Genomic DNA, 20378 nt, shown 5'->3' on the forward strand with positions numbered 1-20378 from the left:
ATATAATTGCAAAATGTATGTATCATTTTCTAAAGAAAGAAAAATATATAATTAGGTGATTGCTTATATGAAACAGATTTGGCGTATTTATAAGACAGATTTACGGAATGTAGCCAAACATTGGGCTGCAATTGTTATTGTTTTAGGATTAATGATTTTACCATCGTTATATGCATGGTTTAACATCAAAGCTTCTTGGGATCCTTACGGAAATACGAAAGGAATCCAGATTGCAGTTTCTAACCAAGATGTTGGATCAAATTTAAGAGGGAAAGATATTAACATCGGGAAAGAAATTGTAGATTCACTTAAGAAGGACAAAAATTTCGGGTGGAAGTTTGTTGATGAAAAGCAAGCAATTTATGGAGTAGAGCGTGGAGATTATTCCGCAAGTATTACTATTCCAAAAGATTTTTCTGAAAAGATTGCAACAGTCTTGAATGAAAATCCACAGAAGCCGGAAATTGATTACTATGTAAATGAAAAGGTGAATGCCATTGCACCGAAGATTACAGCTAAAGGTGCATCGGGTCTTACAGAAGAGGTTAGTAAAAACTTTGTTAAAACAGCAAACGGTGAGATTTTTAAAATCTTTAATGACCTTGGAATCGATTTAGAAACTAACTTACCAAGTATTGAGAAGGTCAAGGATCTTGTATTTAAGTTAGAAGCGCAGTTCCCAGAAATGAATACACTTGTGGATAAGGCATTAGATGATGCGACTCGAGCAGAAGATGTTGTGAAAGTAGCACAGAAAGAGTTGCCAGTTGTAGAAAGTGTTATTAATGATGGGCAAGAAGCGTTAGGGAATTTAGATAAATTCTTTGCGAGAAATGATGAAACATTGAAACGTGCTCCAGGAACTATTAAGAATAATTTAATTGTAATGCAAAAAGGTTTAGATGGTGCGGCGGCAATTACGGATTACTTAAAAAATCCGGCATTTGATTTTAATCTGACACTTCCAGATCCAGCTAAATTACCAGAGTTACCTAATATAACTATTCCACAAATACCAACGCTTCCAGAGTTACCGCAAGTGAATGGTGAGGGATATAAAAATATTGCTACAAATATTGATCAAACTGTAAACAATGTTTTCAATTCTACTCGTGTTGGAACGGCATATGTGAAAAGTGTTATGGATGGGCTTCAAAATAAGGGCGTGGACCCAACTGTAGCTCAGAAAAATGTTCAGGATGCTTCAAAACTTCTCCAAGACCGTATTGATAGTGTTTCATATTTAATTGATTTCTTTACAACTTTTAAAGAATCAGCTTCAACGGACTTTGGTAAGCAGTTCTTTGGAAACAGAGCGGAAAGTCTAAAAGTGCTTAAAAATTCTATGGTGGATGCTAACAATAGAGTTAAGCATGTAGGGGATTTAATTAGTTCTGGTCAAGAAGTTAAACAAGATGTACGAGATGCTGTAAATCAAAAATTAGATGCAGTAAATAATTTAGTAAATCAAGCTGAAAAAGACTATAATGCAACATTTGTAGCTGACTTTGAAAAAGCAGTAAGCACAGCTGAACAATTGAAAAATAAGGCTGAAAATGTACAAGGAGATGCTCAGCAGCTAAGAGGCAATTTAAATCAAGATATAAACAAAGCTAATGAGATATTAAACAATGGTAGAGAGAACTATGATCAGGCTGTAACGGATTATGCAAAACTAAAAACTAATCTTGAAAAAGCAACAGCAGACTTAAGTAACAAAGGCGTTAATGGATTAGATTCCACAAAAGTAGCCTTAAATGATTTAAATGGACAGTTCCAAGCAGGATGGAATTTAGTTAACGATATGATTCCGGTTATGGAAAGTACAAATAAAGTTTTGGCCGATGTGAATAGTGGTAAAAATCTTAATGGCACAATTGCTAAGTTAAATAAGGCAAAAGATGGTTTGCAAAAAGGAATGGATTTAACTGATAAAGGAATTGACGCTATTAATAAAGGTCAAAAACCAGCAGCAGATGTTATTGAAAGTATTAATCAAGTATCTAAAAGTGTTTCAGGACAAATAGGTGACATCTTAGCTAATTACGATTCAGAAATTGTTCCAAACTTTAACGCAGCAATTGCTCGTACAAAAGAGATGTCTAAAAATACATCTCAAATTTTAGGCGAGGCAGATAAGAAGCTTCCAGATGTGAAAAAATTACTTGAAGACTCATCAAAAGGCTTAGTAGATGGTCAAAAGAAAATTGCAGATATTAAAGCTGAAATGCCAGCTACTGAGAAAAAGATTAAAGAATTAGCAGATAAAATTCGTGATTTTGAATCAGAAGAGGATATAAAAGACATCATTCGTTTATTGAAAAACGATGTTGAAAAGCAAAGTGATTACTTTGCGAATCCAGTAAATTTAAAAGAGAATAAATTATTTGCGATGCCGAACTACGGTTCAGCAATGTCACCATTCTATACAGTGCTTGCATTATGGGTAGGCGCATTATTAATGGTTTCATTATTAACAGTGGAAGTACACGAAGAAGGCGCGAATTATAAGAGCCATGAAATATACTTCGGACGTTTATTAACATTCTTAACGATAGGTCTTTCACAAGCGTTTATCGTATCGATGGGGGATATATTCCTACTCGGTACGTACGTAGTCGATAAGTTTTGGTTTGTGTTATTTAGTTTATTTATTGGGGGAGTATTTGTTTGTATCGTGTACTCACTCGTTTCTATTTTCGGAAACGTTGGGAAATCGATGGCGATTATTTTACTTGTACTACAAGTAGCAGGATCGGGTGGTACGTTCCCAATTCAAATGACACCACCGTTCTTCCAAGCACTGTATCCGTTCTTACCGTTCACATATGCTATTAGTGCAATTCGTGAAACAGTAGGTGGAATGCTTTGGGATATAGTAACTAGAGATTTGCTTGTGTTAAGTGCTTTCGTAGTAATCATGGTTGTGGCTGCATTATTACTGAAAAAACCAATTAACAAATCAAGTGAAAAGTTTGTTGAGAACGCAAAAGGAAGTAAAATTATTCATTAAAAATAAAAGGTTCCTACCGATAGTGGTAGGAACCTTTTTGTTTAGTCAAATTTTAATTTCTTTAATGCTTCTGCGAATGGATTGTTTAATGGTTCTTCTTCTTTGTTCTGTTGTTTCATATATTTTTGGACGTCACGTTTATCAGCTTTGCTGCCGGATTCTTTTTTACGTCTTTCTTGGAAGGTAGAAAGTTTCTCACGATAGCCACATTTACATGCGAAAATTTGGCCCGCTCCTTCACCACGAAGTTCTAGTTTCTTTTTACACTGAGGACAGCGTGCGTTTGTAGTGCGGGATACATTTTTACGGTGACCACATTCGCGGTCTTGGCATACAAGCATTTTACCTTTTTTACCGTTTACTTCTAACATTGGTTTACCACAGTCTGGACAAGACTTCGTTGAAATGTTGTCGTGCTTATATTTTTTATCGCTTGATTTAATTTCAGTAACAATTTCCTTCGTATAGTTCTTCATTTCTGAAATGAATACTTCTTTCTTTAACTTTCCTTTAGCGATAGCTTCTAACTTTTGCTCCCATTCACCAGTTAGTGTAGGAGATTTCAGTTCTTCTGGCACTAAATCAAGTAACTGACGGCCTTTTGAAGTAATATGAATATCTTTACCACGTTTTTCAAGTAAGAACGAATTGAATAACTTGTCGATAATATCAGCACGTGTAGCTACAGTACCTAATCCACCAGTTGATTTTAATGTATCAGCAAGTTGTTTGTTTTGCGTATCCATGTATTTTGTTGGGTTTTCCATCGCTGAAAGTAATGTTGCTTCATTAAAACGTGCAGGTGCTTTCGTTTGACCTGATGTTTGGACAATTAGTTTTACGTTTAATGTGTCGCCTTTTTCGATGCGAGGTAAGATTTGTTCTTTTACATCATCGATTGCATCATCATCTTCAAATCGATTTTCATAAACCTCTTTCCAACCAGCATGTAAAATCGTTTTTCCTCGTGCGATGAACGTTTCGTCACCAATTTTCGTGCGCAATGTTAGTTGTTCATATTCAAAGACCGGGAATAAAACAGCTAAGAAACGTTTTACAACTAAGTCATAAATTTTACGTTCTTTATCGGTGAAAGCTGAGAAGTTTACATAGCTCTCTGTTGGAATAATTGCGTGATGATCACTTACTTTACTATCATCAACAAATGATTTATTAGATTTTACAGGTTTCTGCAATACTTTATGTGCTAAAGGACGGTATTCTCCAACTCCACAAGCCTTCAGACGCTCTGGAAGTGTTCCGACAATATCAGATGAAATATAGCGTGAATCTGTACGAGGGTACGTTAAAACTTTATGCTGTTCATATAATTTTTGCATAATGTTTAATGTTTCTTTCGCAGAGTAACCAAATATTTTATTCGCATCACGTTGTAGCTCAGTTAAATCGTAAAGACCAGGAGCGAACGATTTCTTTTGTTTTTTATCAATGTCTACAACAGTAGCGTTTTGCTTACTAATTTTGTTCACGATTGCATCAGTTTTTTCTTTATTAAAGCTACGGCTATTTCCTTTTGTATCTTGCCAAGTTAGCTTTAATCTCTCAGCTGTTTGAGCTTCGATACCATAGTAAGTTTGAGCTTTGAAATGTTTGATTTCATCTTCACGGCTTGCAATCATGGCTACAGTAGGTGTTTGAACACGACCACAATTTAGTTGGGCATTAAAGCGGGTAGTTAATGCTCGAGTCGCATTAAGCCCGATATACCAGTCAGCCTCTGAACGTGCGACAGCCGAAGCATATAGATTTTCATATGCTTTTCCTGGTTTTAAATTTGCGAAGCCATCTTTAATTGCTTTATCGGTAACAGATGAAATCCATAGACGTTTAATCGGTTTCTGCATTTTAACTTTATCGATAATCCAGCGTGCGACCAACTCTCCCTCACGACCGGCGTCAGTAGCTATAATGATTTCATTTACATCTTTTCTAATAAGCTGACTTTTCACAGCGTTAAACTGTTTCCCTGTTTGTTTAATAACTGTTAATTTCAAACGCTCCGGTAGCATCGGTAAATCTTCTAAATTCCAATTTTTATATTTCACATCATAGCTTTCTGGATCAGCTAATGTAACGAGATGACCTAAAGCCCAAGTTACAATATATTTACTACCTTCAAGATAGCCGTTTCCTTTTTTATCACATTTCAGTACACGCGCGATATCACGTGCAACAGAAGGTTTTTCAGCAATTACAATACTTTTTGCCATTTAATCGAACTCCTTTATTAACTATATATCGTCTAATATACCACAGTTTTCAAGAGGGAATGTAAAGGAGCCCCCTACCTTATAGGAGGCCACTGAAAAACGTAAGTTTTTCAGTGGCCTCATTTATTGCGCTTATTGTTTTATCAGTTGCGTCTATTTTCATTGGTGAAAAAGATGTTAGTCTGAATGATATTTTGCATATGGAAAGGTAAAGAGCTTGTTATTTTACTAGAATAAGAGTAGACTCTGAAGTAAGTGAATAAGAAGCACATGGGGGTTTGTGGATGCAAACTGAGAGTATGACTAATAGTCCGTCATTGACCATTTGAACCTGTTGGATAATGCCAGCGTAGGGAGAGTGTAAAAGCACATGTTCAGGCACTTTGCGTACGCGCAAAGTGCCTTTTTGTGTATCTCCCATCACTATAGTTAGGAGATGAAAAGGATGAATATGAAAGAAATTAGTAAAGTAGTGGATTTGGTAAGAGAGTCTAATCCGCTCGTTCATAATATTACAAATGTTGTTGTAACGAATTTTACAGCAAACGGTTTATTAGCATTAGGGGCATCGCCTGTAATGGCGTATGCAAAAGAAGAAGTAGCAGAAATGGCTAGCATTGCAGGAGCTCTTGTTTTAAATATGGGTACACTTCGTCCTGAAGAGGTAGAAGCGATGTTACTTGCTGGTAAATCAGCAAATACGAATGATGTACCGGTACTGTTTGATCCAGTTGGTGCAGGAGCGACCTCTTATCGAACAGAAGTTGCGAGATATATTCCAGCTGAGATCGATTTAGCTATTATTCGCGGAAACGCAGCTGAAATAGCTAATGTTATTAATGAGAGATGGGAAATTAAAGGTGTAGACGCTGGTACTGGAAATGGTAATGTTGTAAATATTGCAAAACAGGCAGCGGATGAATTAAATACAGTTTCGGTGATTACTGGAAAAGAAGATGTTGTTACAGATGGAGAGCGAACTATTCTGATTCGAAATGGCCATCCTATTTTAACGAAAGTTACTGGAACAGGTTGTTTACTAACTTCTGTAATAGGAGCATTTGTAGCGGTAGAAAAGGATTATGTAAAGGCAGCAGTAGCCGCATTAACATTCTATGGAGTAGCAGCAGAAATATCAGCTTCGAAAACAGTAGAGAATGGACCAGGAAGCTTCCAAATTGAATTTTTAAATCAGTTAGCGAATACAACTTCAGATGATATTGAGAAGTATGGAAAGATTGAGGTTATACAGTAAGGAGGGGAACTAGATGTCGCGTATTACAATGGATGAAATGTCTAGGTTATTACCGGTATATTTTATTATGGGAAGTAACAATTGCATGAAGGAGCCACTACAAGTATTGAGAGATGCACTAGAAGGTGGTATAACAATTTTTCAACTTCGTGAAAAGGGAGAAGGGGCTTTAACGGGAGAGAAACGTATTGATTTTGCGAAGGAACTACAAGCGCTTTGCAAGGAGTACGGTGTACCATTCATCGTAAATGATGATGTGGAACTAGCCCTCGAGTTAGATGCAGATGGCGTACATGTTGGACAAGATGATGAAGGAATTACATCTGTTCGTAAAAAAATGGGAGATAAAATTATTGGAGTATCTACACATACAATTGAAGAAGCACGCTGGGCGATTGAAAATGGAGCCGATTATTTAGGAGTTGGTCCAATTTTCCCGACGAGTACGAAAAAAGATACGAAAGCGGTTCAAGGAACGAAAGGTCTAAAGTATTTTAGGGAACAAGAGATTACAATACCGATCGTTGGGATTGGTGGGATTACCATTGAAAATACTGCTTCTGTTATAGAAGCGGGTGCGGATGGTGTTTCAGTTATTTCAGCGATTAGCTTAGCAGAATCTGCGTATGAAAGTACGAAGAAATTAGCTGAGGAAGTAAATAAGAGTTTGTAGAGTCGCAAAATGGGTTGTTTCGTTTATCCTGCTATTTGTGGGAGCCTTGCTGCCCGTAAAGGTCCGATTGGTGAGGGCTAATAATCAGTGAGGGATGAACAAAATCCCCACTGATTAAAGCTTCACTTTATTTAAACAAACGTTTGATTAAAAAAGCACAAACCCTTTAGAAGTGTAGGTTTGTGCTTTAATTTAAAACATAATTGAAATTAAGAGCATTCCAATTCCGATAGAAGTGAATGTTGCAATTAGGCCCGGAATCATAAAGCTATGATTTAATACATATTTACCGATGCCTGTTGTGCCAGTACGGTCAAAGTTAATGGCAGCAACGATTGTTCCATAGTTTGGAATGAAGAAGTATCCATTTACTGCAGGGAACATTGCAATAAGTAATGCCGGCGGAATACCAAGTGATAGTCCAAGTGGCACTAAAGCACGAACTGTTGCTGCTTGGCTATACAGTAAAATAGATAGAATGAATAGTGCAATAGCAAATAGCCATGGTGCACTTGTCACTAAGTGTTGAATTGATCCTTGAATTATATTTAAGTTTCCGTTGAAGAAAGTATCTCCCATCCAAGCGATACCGAAAATAGCAACAACTGCTGTTGCGCCTGCTTTAAAGACGTTACCAGTTACAATGCTTTCCACATTTGGCTTACAGAAAATAATAATAAGAGCAGCAATGGTTAACATGACCATTTCAATTGTGTTTGGCATTGACAGACGAACTAATTTCCCATCAACCATCCATCCTGGACGAAGTGTTTCAAATGAACCGAGAAGTACAACAAGGAAAGTTGCGACTAGGAAAAGAATAACTGATAATTTCGCGCCTTTTGAACCTACAAATTCTTTTTTCTCTTCAAGTTTAGGAATCATTCCCTCTTTTAATCGCTTCAAGTATTCAGGGTCTTCATTTAATTCTTTTCCCATTTTACTAGCAACGAATGCAGCTACCATACAAGCGATGAAAGTAGAAGGGATACTGACTTTTAAAATATCTAACAAGGTGATTTTATAGTCGGCTAACATTGCTAAAAGTGCAACTGTTGCAGCCGATATTGGACTAGCTGTAATTGCCTGCTGGGAAGCGATAACGGCAATTGACATTGGTCGTTCAGGTCTAATTCCTGATTCACGAGATACTTCGGCGATAACGGGAAGTACAGAATAAGCGACATGACCAGTTCCTGCGCATAGCGTGAATAAATAAGTAACAATAGGAGCAAAAAATGTAATGCGCTTTGGATTTTTTCGTAATGCTTTCTCAGCAAGGTGGACGAGATAATCCATTCCTCCAGCAGCTTGCAAAGCACCGGCAGCTGTAATTACTGCTAAAATCATAAGCATGACATCAATAGGAGGAGCTGTAGGTTGTAAGTGGAAGACGAAAACAAGTATTGCCATACCAACGCCACCCATTACTCCTAGACCAACTCCGCCTAGGCGTGCACCAATAAAAATACAGAGTAGTAACGTAAGAAATTGTAGCCAAAACATGATAAACTACCTCCGAAATTCGTAAGTTAAGATATATTCGAATAGTTTAATTTGAATGAAAATTAAATGAATATCCGGAATAATCCTTGTGTTGTATACGTTTTTTATTATATAACACAAGAAATGTAACATTCACGAACTTTGTTAAATTATTTCGAAAAAATAATACATTAAAACTTTATATTTACATCTTTAAATGGGTGGACATTTTAATTTTTATGTTGTAATATTTGGAAGAGAATATTTTAATTCTCATAGAACTCCCATATCGTTCAACTCGTTCAGCGAGAAAGGCAAACTTATGGAAACATGAGGACGCAAAACTACAGGGGCTAAGGTCGAAGGGCTAAGCTAGCCAGTTACCGGACGGATAGGGTTGGTCTTGGCCAATGCTTATTACATTGGTCTTTTTTTATCTTTATTCATATTGAGAACCATTTTCAAACAAAATATTCTTATATTTTGTTTTTTTTTTGCTGGAGATATTAGGGAAGGTGAAGTTAATGAAAAAATATTGGCATAAGTTATCGTTTCTTCAAAAGAATGTATTGTTAACTGTATTAGTTATTTTGACGCTTGTTGGTAGTATGGGGGCGTTAAGTTTTAACATGTTTCAAAATAGTATGATGTCTATATTCGAAAGGCATTCTTTTGAAACAGGAGATACGGTATTACATAAATTAGACGCAGAAATAGTGAGAGATGTTGCAAAAGATCCAACGGCAGAAAGAGAAAAGAGAGAGAAGTTAACAGAGAAATTAGATGAATCAACGGAAGAATTGAACAGTGTTGGACAAACGTATATTGTTGGAGCAAAAGAAAATGAAAAAGGTGAGTTACAAATCGTCGACTTGTCTACAGACTTAGCAAATGTTGTTGAAGTAAAGCCGGGGGACTATTATAAACAACCAGATCTTTGGATGAAAGCATATGATAAGGTAATGAGCACGAAAAAAGCAAACATGACAGTAGTATATGAAGACGCATTAGGATCATGGGTAACGATATTAGAGCCAATTAAAGATGGAGAAGATAATATTGTGGCAATTGTTGCAGCCGATGTAGATGCCTCTATTGTTCCTATTACAAAGGGGAAATTCATTATACAAGGTTTAATGTTTATTTGTATTTCTGTTTTAATTGCAACTGTTATTCAATTCTTAATCGTACGTAACGCACTTGCTCCATTGCGGGATTTACGTGAAGGGTTGCGCAAAGTCGGTGAAGGTGATTTAAGTATTAAATTAGAGGAAAGAACAGATGATATTGGTATTATTAATGCGTATTTTAATAATACCATCGAGAAGTTTAAAGGAATTATAGATAAAGTGAAGCAGACAGCAGAACAGGTTTCCTCATCTTCAAAAGAATTGTCAGTGAGTACGAAAGAGAATAGCATGGCAGTTCAAGAAATCGTAAGTTCTATGGTTGAGTTAAGAGCTGGCGCCCAGTCACAAGAAACTTCAGTACCACAGTATTTAGGTATTGTATATGAAATGGAAGATAAGATGGAAGAGATAACGAATGCTGCAAAACAAATGGCGAAAGAGTCTGAAGGTATGGAGCATTATTCAGTAAAAGGAAATAGTGTTATTGAACAGACGATTAATCAAATGAACATAATACAAAATGCAGTACAAGATTTATCTTCTATTATTTATTCTTTGGAAACAAGATCAAAAGAAATTAGTGATATTGTAACAGTAATTACAGATATTTCAAATCAAACTAATTCGTTAGCTTTACATGCTACTATTGAAGCTTCACGTGCTGAGGAAACTGGAGAGGGATTTGCCGTTGTTGCTGATGAAGTGCGTAAATTAGCAGAGCAGACGGAAGCATCAGCAAAAGATATAGCAAAATTAATTGGGGAAACACAAGCTGGAACGGAAGAAGCTGTTGTTTCAATGCAAAAAGCTTCAAAAGAAGTAGAATCAGGAATTAAACTTGTTGAAAGTAGTGGTGCTTTCTTTGAAAAAATTTCGAAATCAGCACAAACTGTTACCAATCAAGTTAGAGTTGTTTCTAGCAATTCAAATGATATATTGCAAAATAGCCAAAATATTGTTCGTGTTGTAAATGAACTATCACTTATCACAAATAAGTATGCGAATAGTAGTAGTAATGTTCAAGAAAGTATGAAAGAACAGGAAATGTCTGTACAAGATATTGCTGAATTAGCTAGTTCTTTAAGTTGGCTTTCACAGGAGCTACAAGAGTTAATAGGAGAATTTAAAAGTTAATAACATAATATACACCGTCTAATGAAGTTGAAGAAAGAATAGCGAAAGCTTGGATTGATGTATTAGGAATCTCAAAGATTGGTGTACATTTATTAAAAGTATTGAGAGCTTTAGCGTTATTAAAAGAAGATTTTCCACATTTAACAATTCAAGATTTCTTTAACGAGAGAACGATATACGGATTAGCTCGAATTGAGGGAGAAATAAAAGTAGAGACAGAAGAAGTTGGATATTTTCCGAAAATAATGAAATGATATGTACGCTTTTGTTTGTTCAATAAAATAAATCATGCTACAATGAAAACGAATTAAGAACCGGGGAGCCAATTGGCTGAGAGGATGTAAGTATACATCGACCCTCAACCTGATCTGGATAATGCCAGCGTAGGGAGTTACTTTAAAGTGATGTAGCATAAGTTATTATAGAATAACTTGTATACAAGGCTTTCCTACATGGTAGGAAAGCCTTTTCTTTTTTTGAAACCATATTTTGTAAGGGGGATTTTATTATGTCACAACAAGTTACAATTTCATTTTCAGTAGTACCACAAGCGAAGAATAAAGATGTGTATTCCGTTGTTGATAAAGCAATTGAAGTTGTACAACAGTCGGGAGTTCGTTATGAAGTAGGGGCAATGGAAACAACGTTGGAAGGAGAATTAGATGTACTTCTTGACGTCATTAAACGCGCGCAACAAGCTTGCGTCGATGCTGGAGCAGAAGAAGTGATCACTTCTATTAAAATTCACTATCGTCCAAGTACGGGCGTAACGATTGACGAAAAAGTTTGGAAGTACCGTGATGAATATGCAAAACCAGAAGCAATCTAAACTTATTACAACTATTTGGCTTATCCTTCTCATTGTGATATGGGAAGGATCTGTCTCATTATTTAAAATTGAGCCATGGATTTTACCAAAGCCTTCGGCCGTTGTTCAAGAGTTAATTGGAATGAAAGATCTATTATTACCAAATACGATGCAAACACTGCAGGAAGTTATAATCGGACTGTTTTTTGCGATTTTACTTGGGACGAGCATTGCAATTCTTATGGACGTTATACCTTTATTTCGTATTTTAATAAACCCGTTGCTCGTTATTTCGCAAACAATTCCAATCGTTGTACTTGCACCGTTATTTATTATTTGGTTTGGATATGGGATGTTGCCGAAAGTAATGGTCGTCATACTCGTTTGTTTCTTCCCAATTGCGCTTAGCATTTTAGAAGGGTTTCAAACGGTAGATAAAAACATGTTGAAATTGTTGCAAACAATGAAGGCAACGAAATGGCAAGTTTACCAAAAAGTAAAGTTTCCAGCAGTGCTCCCATACTTTTTCTCAGGCTTAAAAATTGCAGTTACATATAGCGTAATGGGGGCAATTATTGGAGAATGGCTCGGTGCAAGTGAAGGGTTAGGGGTTATGCTTACGAGAGCTACAAAATCCTTTTTAACTGCCCGAGTATTTGGTGTTGCAGCGATTATCGTCATGTTGACATTATGCCTGTATTTTATCGTGGAGTTTATGGCAAGAATAACAGCACCATGGATATATAGAAAGGACGGCAGGAAATGAAAAAAGGTTTAAAAGTTATGTTAGCTGCTTTATTAGCAGTAGGGGTGGCTGGGTGTAATCCGGCGAAGAAAGAAGAAAGTGTAAGTAAAGACCAAAAAGTAAAAGTAGTGTTAGATTGGTTTCCAAATACGAATCATACTGGCTTATATGTAGCGCAAACGAAAGATTATTATAAAAAGCAAGGGCTTGATGTAGAAATTATCCAGCCTGGTGATAATGTAACAGCAGAGCAGATGATTGCTTCTGGGAAAGCAGACTTTGCAATAAGTGCACAGGAAAATGTAACACTAGCTCGTGTTGAAGGGATCCCAGTTGTGTCTGTAGGGGCGATTATTCAGCATAATACTTCAGCTTTTGCATCGCTAAAAAAAGATAATATGACGTCACCGAAAGATTTTGAAGGGAAACGTTACGGCGGTTGGGGAGGACCTGCAGAAGAAGCGATGTTAAAAACGATTATGGAGAAACATCAAGCTGATTTTAACAAAGTCGAAAAAATTATTCTTGGACAAACAGACTTCTTCAAATCAATCGGTCGTGATGCAGACTTTGAATGGATTTATTATGGATGGGACGGCATTGAAGCGAAGCGTCAAGGAAAAGAGTTAAACACAATTATGGTGAAGGATCTAGATCCGGCGCTTGATTTTTATAGTCCAGTCATTATTACAAGTGAAAAGCATGCGAAGCAAGATAAAGACTTTGTGAAAAAGTTTATGACTGCAACGACAGAAGGTTATAATTTCGCAATTAAAGAGCCAAAAGAAGCTGCTGATATTTTAATTAAAGCTGTTCCAGATGTGAATAAAGAATTAGTACAAGAAAGTCAAAAGTGGCTAAGTATGAAGTATCAAGATGATGCAAAAGCGTGGGGAGTACAGAAGGAAGAAGTTTGGACGAATTACATGAATTTCTTATATGACAACAAAGTTATTAAAAAGAAAATCGATGTAAAAGATGCCTTTACAAATGAATTCCTTCCAAGTGAAAAATGAGCGGATTACAAATAAAAGATATTGTGAAATCTTTCGATGGAAAGAATGTATTAGAAAATATTAGTGCCTCTATACAGGAGGGAGAGTTTGTCTCTTTTGTAGGTCCAAGTGGTTGCGGGAAAAGCACATTGTTAAATATGATCGCGAGTGTCGAAGAACCAACGAGCGGAGAGGTATTTTATAACGAGGAACATGTGAAAAAACAAGATGCTGTAAGCTATATGCCGCAACAAGATTTATTATTACCGTGGCGATCGGCTTTACAAAATATTGTTCTTCCGTTGGAGATTGAAGGGAAACCTAAAAAACAAAGGTTAATAGAAGGAATGGAAGCATTAAAGCAGTTTGAGCTAGATGAATATGCGGATCATTATCCAGATGCACTGTCTGGTGGTATGCGCCAAAGAATTAGTTTTCTTCGCACATATTTATGTGAAAAACCAATTATGTTACTTGATGAGCCTTTTGGAAAATTAGATGCCTTTACAAAAATGGAAGTACACAGTTGGCTTTTAAATTCTTGGCATCAAGAAAAGCAAACAATCGTTATGGTTACACATGACTTAGATGAGGCCATCTTGCTTTCTGATCGCGTATTTATTTTATCTCAACGACCAGCATCAATTGTCGGCGAGGTGCAAGTGAAATTACCTCGTCCTCGAACGATGGATATGTTAACGTCACTGGAGTTAAAGAAGGATAAGGAAGAAATTTTGAGAGTATTAGCTCCTTATATGAAAAAATAGAAAAAGCTCTTACCAGATTTTAAGATAATTGCTGGTAAGAGCTTTTTTTATAGAAAATGAAAAGAATGAGAAGGAACAAAAGAAAAAATAGAGAATAGAATATAACAGAGTAGTTTATACTCTTAATATAACAAATGTTAAAGGAGTGAAAGGATAAAATGACTTTATCAACTGTTCTTCAAATGGTTTTAGCTTAAGACGGGAGAAGTCTGCCCATTTTTAACAAATAAGCTAAATTGAAGACAGCAGGTAAAGAACCTTAATCCTTTTTTACGATAATATGTAATGGGTAAGGTGTATTCACCTTACCCATTTTTATATGCACAATTAAATAAGGCTTTATACTGTTGGTCTCTCTATTTAGCTTATGGATGATAAGTAAAGGAGAGAGAAAAATGAGTATATTAACAGTAGAAAATGTAGGTTATTCATATGGCGAAAAATCCATTTTATATAATGCGAGCTTCCGATTATTAAAGGGCGAGCATGTTGGCTTGGTAGGTAAAAACGGAGTTGGAAAGTCTACGTTATTAAAGGTTTTAACAGGAGAGCTCATACATGATGATGGGAAAATTGAATGGTTTCCACATGTGAAAATTGGTTTTTTACAGCAACATGTAGATTTGCAAGAAGGTATAACAATTGAAGAGTACTTGCAAAGTGCATTTTCTGATTTATACGCAATTGAGCGTGAGATGTTAAAAATTACAGAAGAGATGGCGACAGAAGGAGAAATAGAAAAGCTGTTAGTAACATATGGAGAACTACAAGCTAGATTAGAGGGCTCTAATTTTTATCAAATTCATACAGAAATTGAAGAAGTGGCAACGGGTTTAGGGTTATTTGAAGTAGGGATGAAGAAGGACGTTTCAAAATTAAGTGGTGGTCAGCGAACGAAGTTATTACTTGGAAAGCTTCTTTTAGAAAAAGCTGATGTTTTATTGTTAGATGAGCCAACAAACTATTTAGATACAGCACATATAGAGTGGTTGCAATCGTATTTACGAATGTATGAAAAAGCTTATATTATCATTTCGCACGATGAAGTATTTTTGAACAGTATTACGAATGTTATTTATCATCTAGAAGAACGAAAGGTAAAGCGCTACGTAGGTGATTATAGTAGTTTTGTACGGAATTACGAGCTACAAAGGAAGCAATTACAAGCGGCGTATGTGAAGCAACAAAAAGAAATCGCGCATTTAGAAACTTTTATTCAAAAAAATAAAATTAGAAAAGCAAAGCAAGCAAAAAGCCGAGAGAAAGTACTGGAGAAAATGCAAAAGGTTGAAAAGATTAATCATGTACCTCGGTCCCGTTTTGTTTTTAATGTTTATAATGAGCCAGTGAGTTGTATATTGCAGGCTGAAAAACTAAGGATAGGGTATAGTGATCCGTTATTTCCAGAATTGGATTTGCAAGTGAAAAAAGGAGAGAAAATCGCCATTGTTGGTCATAATGGGATCGGAAAAACGACAATGTTAAAAACGTTATTAGGTCAAATAAAACCACTAAGCGGTTCAATTTCTGTTGGGGAACGAGTAACCCCTGCTTATTTTGCCCAGGAAGAGTTCGCTTCGGAAATAACGCCATTAGAGAAAGTTTGGACAGAACGGCCAGACATGACAAAGAAAGAAGTGCGTCAAGCATTAGCGAAGTGTGGGTTGAAAGAAGAACACGTATTAAAGCCTATTTGTTTATTAAGCGGTGGGGAACAAACGAAAGTGCGATTATGTGACCTTATCGTAACGAAAAGTAATGTTTTAATTTTAGATGAACCGACTAATCATTTGGATATAGAAACTAAGAAGGCTTTGCAGGAAGCGTTACAACAATATAAAGGAACGGTTTTAATTGTTTCACATGAGCCTTCTTTCTATGAAGCGTGGATAACGAAGATATGGAACATAGAAGAATGGAACGTTGAAAAATAATCATAAAGAAAAGGCATTAGCTCATAAAAGCTAATGCCTTTTCTCTATGATTAACATGATTTTCGAGAACTCTTACATAAGAGTGCTTTTTCTTTTGTTATATTTATAATAATACTAGATGCCTTTCCCTAATAGGCCACTATCTTTCTTTATATATATAGATAGTTTGAAATGGAATGAAAATAATTCCTATATGTAAAGGATAAGGTGATTAAGATGGGAAGACAATAGAGCTTAAAGGAAATTCATGTAAAATTCAGATGAACTTCACAGGAACTTCATATTATAAACTGAATATAACTATAATAGGTTATCGTTATATTTGTTTTTATTTTTCCCTAAAATTAAAAGTTTGGCGGGATCTTGTGTTTTTGTCATTGCTTGAAGAGAAGGGGTATCACCGTTTTTTTGTTGATTAGTAATTTTATAATGATTATTTGTTTGACTACTAATTGTAGCCTGGGAAATTTGAAGTCAATCTTGAATGGCGTAGCAAGATAATAAAATTTCATGTAAAATAATAGTAAAAATATGTAAAGGAGGGAATGGTGTGGATGTGTTTTTGAACATTGCTGAAGAAAAAATTCGACAAGCAATACGGAATGGGGATCTTGATCATATTCCGGGAAAAGGAAAACCACTACAATTAGAAGACCTTTCAATGGTACCTCCAGAACTGAGAATGAGTTATAAAATTTTAAAAAATGCGGGTATGATTCCACCAGAAATGGAACTACAAAAAGATATATTAAAAATAGAGGATTTAATCGCTTGTTGTTATGATGAAGTAGAGAGAAAAAATTACAAGAAGAGTTAACAGCAAAAACGCTGCGTTTTCAGCAGGTAATGGAAAAGAGAAAGATTAAAGATAGTTCAGCATTTCGTATGTATCAAGATAAAGTGAAACTATAATCAGTGGAGGGGGCTCATCCTCCACTGATTATTAGCCTTCACCAATCGGGCATTTACGGGCAGTTGACCTCTCATCTAACTTCTTCGCTCCAGCTGAATTTTGAGGTGAGAGTCTTACTGCCCGTTAATGCGGGGTAAAGTATTTCGTAAATTACGCTAAGAGGGATAAAATGAATAAATTTGAAACGATAGAAGAATTAGCGACATATATTGAAGAACAACCAGTAGTACTTCTGTTTATTAAAACGGAAAATTGCGGTGTTTGTGATGTCATGTTAAGGAAAGTAAATTACGTATTAGAGAATTATGATTATGTAGAGAAAATAGAGATATTGCTACAAGACATGCAAGAGGTTGCAGGGCGATATGCAGTATTTACAGGGCCAACAATTTTATTATTTTATAATGGAAAAGAGATTCTTCGTGAATCACGCTTCATTTCACTTGAAAATTTAGAGAGAACGATTCAACTATTAGAGAATTAAGGGAGGTTTTTATATGGAATTTATTATTGTCATACTATTATTTGTTGTGGTTGGAACAATTGTAACAGCAGTTCGATCAAACAAAAAGAAGGTAAACCTTACGAAACAAAATAACATACATAATTCGTCGAACAGCTCGTCACCATTATTTTTCTTTGCTGGATCGGATAATGATAGCTCGCACGATGGTGGTTCACATGATTGTGGCGGTTCTTTCGGTGGAGATAGTGGAGGTAGCTGCGGTGGCGGCGGTGATTGATGAAAATACGCCTTATATAGGCGTATTTCTTTTTTAAACAAACGTTTGATTAGTTGGCTTACATATGCATAAAAACAGTTAAACAAACGTTTGATTAATATTTTTAACACACTAAGGGGAAGGGAACTGAAAGTAAAAAACAAAGGGAAAGTAGTATTATTCTTGTTAGTTGCGGGAGGGGTATTTCTCGTCAAACCAGTATTTAAATTTGGAACAATACATATGATTCAAACGTGGTTTGAAAGTGTGTTTTCTTAAATAAGGAATCCAGCCTCTTGCAATTGAGGTTTTTTATTTGTTAATATTAGACTGAACGGTCGGTTTAAAGAGGTGTGAATATGAGAAAAAGCGCAGAAGAAATAAAGAAGGAAATCGCATATAAAGCAGAAAGTCTGTTTTCACAAAAGGGTTATGCAGCCACATCTATGGAAGATATTTGTGAAATTACAGGGCGAAGTAAAGGCAGTATTTATTACCACTTTAAGAGTAAAGAAGAATTATTTTTATTTGTAGTGAAACAGCATACATATGATTGGCTTGAAAAATGGAATGAAAAAGAGAAGTTGTATAGTACTAGTACTGAAAAGCTATATGGTCTCGCTGAATATTATGTAGAAGATATACAACAACCTATTTCGAATGCAATAGAGGAATTTTCTATGAGCCAAGTTGTAAGTAAAGAGATTCTAGATGAACTGTTAGCTTTAACTAGAGAATCATATGTTATGGTTGAGCGATTAATCGAAACAGGCATACAGTCTGGAGAGTTTCGTGAAGAAAATACGCGCGATTTGATGTATATTGTAAATGGCTTATTATCAGGGCTTGGAGTGCTTTACTATGAGCTAGATTATAGCGAGCTAAAACGTATTTATAAAAAGGCAATAGATGTATTGTTAAAAGGGATGGCAGCTGAATAATAAATCAGCAGCTTTTCTTATAAAATAAACTAGACCGAACGGTCGGTTTATAAAGAGGGGGATGAAAATGAAAGCTTTATTTAAAAATCGAGCATTTATGCTCGTTATGGCATCTGATATTTTACAGCAATTTGCAATTTGGATTAGAAACATGGCTCTACTGTATTTCATAATGGAGAGGACGAATAATGATCCAGTTTCAGTATCACTATTATCAGTCATGGAATATGCACCTATTTTTATTTTCTCATTTATTGGTGGTGCATTAGCAGATCGCTGGAATCCGAAAAGAACAATGGTTGCTGGAGATGTGTTAAGTGTACTGTCTATTATAGGAATTGTCTTATTGTTAAAGGTCGATTATTGGCAGGCCATATTTTTTGCGACACTCGTTTCTGCAATTGTAGGTCAGTTTTCTCAGCCGTCATCTTCACGCATATTTAAGCGATATGTAAAGGAAGAACAGGTAGCAAATGCGATTGCATTTAACCAAACACTACAGTCATTGTTTATGATCTTCGGGCCAGTCGTAGGATCACTTGTATATACACAACTTGGTTTATTTACGTCACTATATAGTTTAATCATTTTATTTTCGTTATCTGCTATCGCCCTTTCATTTTTACCAAAATGGGTTGAACAAGAGCCAGCAGTGAGAGAGTCATTAAAAAATGATATAAAAGAAGGGTGGAAATACGTTCTTCATACGAAAAATTTACGTATGATTACGATCACTTTTACAATCATTGGTTTAGCAGTTGGATTAACGACCCCATTAGAAGTATTCCTTGTAATCGAACGTTTAGGCATGGAAAAAGAAGCTGTTCAATATTTAGCAGCAGCTGATGGAATAGGTATGTTAATTGGTGGTATTGTTGCGGCAATTTTCACTTCAAAAGTAAATCCGAAAAAAATGTTTGTATTCGGGATGAGTATATTAGCAATATCATTTTTAGTAGAAGGGCTGTCTACATCGTTTTGGATTACTAGCTTTATGCGATTTGGAACAGGGATTTGTTTAGCTTGTGTTAATATCGTTGTCGGTACACTTATGATTCAGCTTGTACCAGAAAATATGATTGGCAGAGTGAATGGGACAATTTTACCGCTGTTTATGGGAGCTATGCTAATTGGCACTTCTCTAGCTGGAGGGTTGAAGGAAATGACTTCACTAGTTATTGTATTTTGTATAGCAATGTCACTTATTTTATTAGCGATAGGTCCGATTTTACGTATGCAAATAAATAAAGAAGCTGTTGCTAATAAAGAGGAACTAACGAATTCATTAGCTTCGAAATAGCTATTGTAAGGGAGCATATTTGCTCCTTTTTTCTATGGGGATCTTTTGACAACTATATGAGCCAATTATATACTGATGTTGTAAAAACGATTTTACAGGTTAGGAGAAATGGTGTGAAAAATCAAATTTATGAATTGCGCACTGAAAATAATATTTCACAAGGTGCATTAGCTGATAAGTGTAGTGTATCAAGACAGACGATAAATGCAATTGAAAACAATAAATATGATCCAAGTTTAGCGTTAGCCTTTCGTTTAGCGGAAGTATTAGGAACAACTGTTGATAAACTATTTTTGTATAAGCTGTAGAGTCTTTAATTGTAAGACGTTATC

General features: G+C 35.7%; 17 protein-coding genes, 2 pseudogenes and 3 riboswitches. Of the genes and pseudogenes, 17 read left to right on the plus strand and 2 right to left on the minus strand.

Translation table 11 applies throughout. The features are described 5' to 3' along the window. The first annotated feature begins 67 nt into the window (after positions 1–67). Positions 68–3013, plus strand: a complete 2946-nt coding sequence (locus EXW56_RS02170) for a YhgE/Pip domain-containing protein (protein WP_078180180.1) — start codon at positions 68–70, stop codon at positions 3011–3013. A gap of 41 nt (positions 3014–3054) precedes the next feature. Here the strand turns inward: EXW56_RS02170 and topB are convergent, their stop codons facing one another. After that, entirely contained in the window at positions 3055–5244 is a 2190-nt protein-coding gene (gene topB / locus EXW56_RS02175; RefSeq protein WP_070138683.1) for a DNA topoisomerase III, read from the minus strand. Positions 5245–5504: 260 nt separating this feature from the next. Further along, positions 5505–5617, plus strand: a riboswitch (TPP riboswitch). Positions 5618–5689: 72 nt separating this feature from the next. On the opposite strand from topB, the gene thiM reads away from it, so the two are divergent. Next, positions 5690–6499: a hydroxyethylthiazole kinase gene (gene thiM / locus EXW56_RS02180; RefSeq protein WP_215597153.1), complete on the plus strand. Its 810-nt coding sequence runs from the start codon at positions 5690–5692 to the stop codon at positions 6497–6499. Positions 6500–6512: 13 nt separating this feature from the next. Beyond that, positions 6513–7172, plus strand: a complete 660-nt coding sequence (gene thiE, locus EXW56_RS02185; protein WP_002201901.1) for a thiamine phosphate synthase — start codon at positions 6513–6515, stop codon at positions 7170–7172. 192 nt (positions 7173–7364) lie between these two features. On the opposite strand, the gene EXW56_RS02190 is transcribed toward thiE, so the two are convergent. Then, entirely contained in the window at positions 7365–8678 is a 1314-nt protein-coding gene (locus EXW56_RS02190) for an anaerobic C4-dicarboxylate transporter family protein (protein ID WP_002113643.1), read from the minus strand. Between the two features lie 282 nt (positions 8679–8960). Further along, positions 8961–9045: riboswitch (cyclic di-GMP riboswitch) on the plus strand. A gap of 136 nt (positions 9046–9181) precedes the next feature. Between EXW56_RS02190 and EXW56_RS02195 the strand changes: the two genes are divergently transcribed. The 14 genes and pseudogenes from EXW56_RS02195 to EXW56_RS02260 all read left to right on the plus strand — a co-directional run bounded on the left by EXW56_RS02195 (position 9182) and on the right by EXW56_RS02260 (position 20354). Then, entirely contained in the window at positions 9182–10921 is a 1740-nt protein-coding gene (locus EXW56_RS02195) for a methyl-accepting chemotaxis protein (RefSeq protein WP_215557881.1), read from the plus strand. A gap of 14 nt (positions 10922–10935) precedes the next feature. Next, a pseudogene (locus EXW56_RS02200) lies at positions 10936–11148 on the plus strand (hypothetical protein); the annotation flags it as partial. Positions 11149–11226: 78 nt separating this feature from the next. Next, a riboswitch (TPP riboswitch) is annotated at positions 11227–11328 on the plus strand. Positions 11329–11429: 101 nt separating this feature from the next. Next, positions 11430–11750 carry an MTH1187 family thiamine-binding protein gene (locus tag EXW56_RS02205; RefSeq protein ID WP_000082898.1) on the plus strand — a complete coding sequence of 107 codons (321 nt, stop codon included), beginning with the start codon at positions 11430–11432 and terminating at the stop codon, positions 11748–11750. Further along, the gene (locus EXW56_RS02210; protein WP_002201899.1) at positions 11722–12495 is read left to right on the plus strand and encodes an ABC transporter permease; all 774 of its coding nucleotides are present in this window, start codon (positions 11722–11724) and stop codon (positions 12493–12495) included. The genes EXW56_RS02205 and EXW56_RS02210 overlap by 29 nt, the downstream gene beginning before the upstream one ends. Beyond that, positions 12492–13490: an ABC transporter substrate-binding protein gene (locus tag EXW56_RS02215; RefSeq protein ID WP_002201898.1), complete on the plus strand. Its 999-nt coding sequence runs from the start codon at positions 12492–12494 to the stop codon at positions 13488–13490. The genes EXW56_RS02210 and EXW56_RS02215 overlap by 4 nt, the downstream gene beginning before the upstream one ends. Continuing rightward, the gene (locus EXW56_RS02220; protein ID WP_002201897.1) at positions 13487–14236 is read left to right on the plus strand and encodes an ABC transporter ATP-binding protein; all 750 of its coding nucleotides are present in this window, start codon (positions 13487–13489) and stop codon (positions 14234–14236) included. Before EXW56_RS02215 ends, EXW56_RS02220 begins: the two co-directional genes overlap by 4 nt. Before the next feature lie 395 nt (positions 14237–14631). Next, complete coding sequence (locus EXW56_RS02225; protein ID WP_215597154.1) at positions 14632–16170, plus strand: ABC-F family ATP-binding cassette domain-containing protein; 1539 nt, start codon at positions 14632–14634, stop codon at positions 16168–16170. Positions 16171–16720: 550 nt separating this feature from the next. Then, positions 16721–17082, plus strand: a pseudogene (locus EXW56_RS02230) (DUF1992 domain-containing protein). A gap of 170 nt (positions 17083–17252) precedes the next feature. Continuing rightward, the gene (locus EXW56_RS02235) at positions 17253–17567 is read left to right on the plus strand and encodes a thioredoxin family protein (RefSeq protein WP_002201894.1); all 315 of its coding nucleotides are present in this window, start codon (positions 17253–17255) and stop codon (positions 17565–17567) included. A gap of 13 nt (positions 17568–17580) precedes the next feature. After that, the gene (locus EXW56_RS02240) at positions 17581–17826 is read left to right on the plus strand and encodes a hypothetical protein (RefSeq protein ID WP_000394369.1); all 246 of its coding nucleotides are present in this window, start codon (positions 17581–17583) and stop codon (positions 17824–17826) included. A gap of 99 nt (positions 17827–17925) precedes the next feature. After that, a complete protein-coding gene (locus tag EXW56_RS02245) occupies positions 17926–18084 on the plus strand; it encodes a histidine kinase (protein WP_215558591.1) in 159 nt (52 codons plus the stop codon). An 80-nt stretch (positions 18085–18164) separates the two neighbouring features. Beyond that, positions 18165–18746 (plus strand): TetR/AcrR family transcriptional regulator, encoded by a 582-nt coding sequence (locus tag EXW56_RS02250; protein WP_002201893.1) that lies wholly within the window; start codon positions 18165–18167, stop codon positions 18744–18746. 67 nt (positions 18747–18813) lie between these two features. Continuing rightward, complete coding sequence (locus EXW56_RS02255; protein WP_002201892.1) at positions 18814–20046, plus strand: MFS transporter; 1233 nt, start codon at positions 18814–18816, stop codon at positions 20044–20046. 56 nt (positions 20047–20102) lie between these two features. Beyond that, positions 20103–20354 carry a helix-turn-helix transcriptional regulator gene (locus EXW56_RS02260; RefSeq protein WP_000081045.1) on the plus strand — a complete coding sequence of 84 codons (252 nt, stop codon included), beginning with the start codon at positions 20103–20105 and terminating at the stop codon, positions 20352–20354. Positions 20355–20378: the final 24 nt, after the last annotated feature.

Origin of the sequence: Bacillus mycoides, assembly GCF_018742245.1 — a bacterium.
GTDB classification, from domain to species: Bacteria; Bacillota; Bacilli; order Bacillales; family Bacillaceae_G; genus Bacillus_A; species Bacillus_A cereus_U.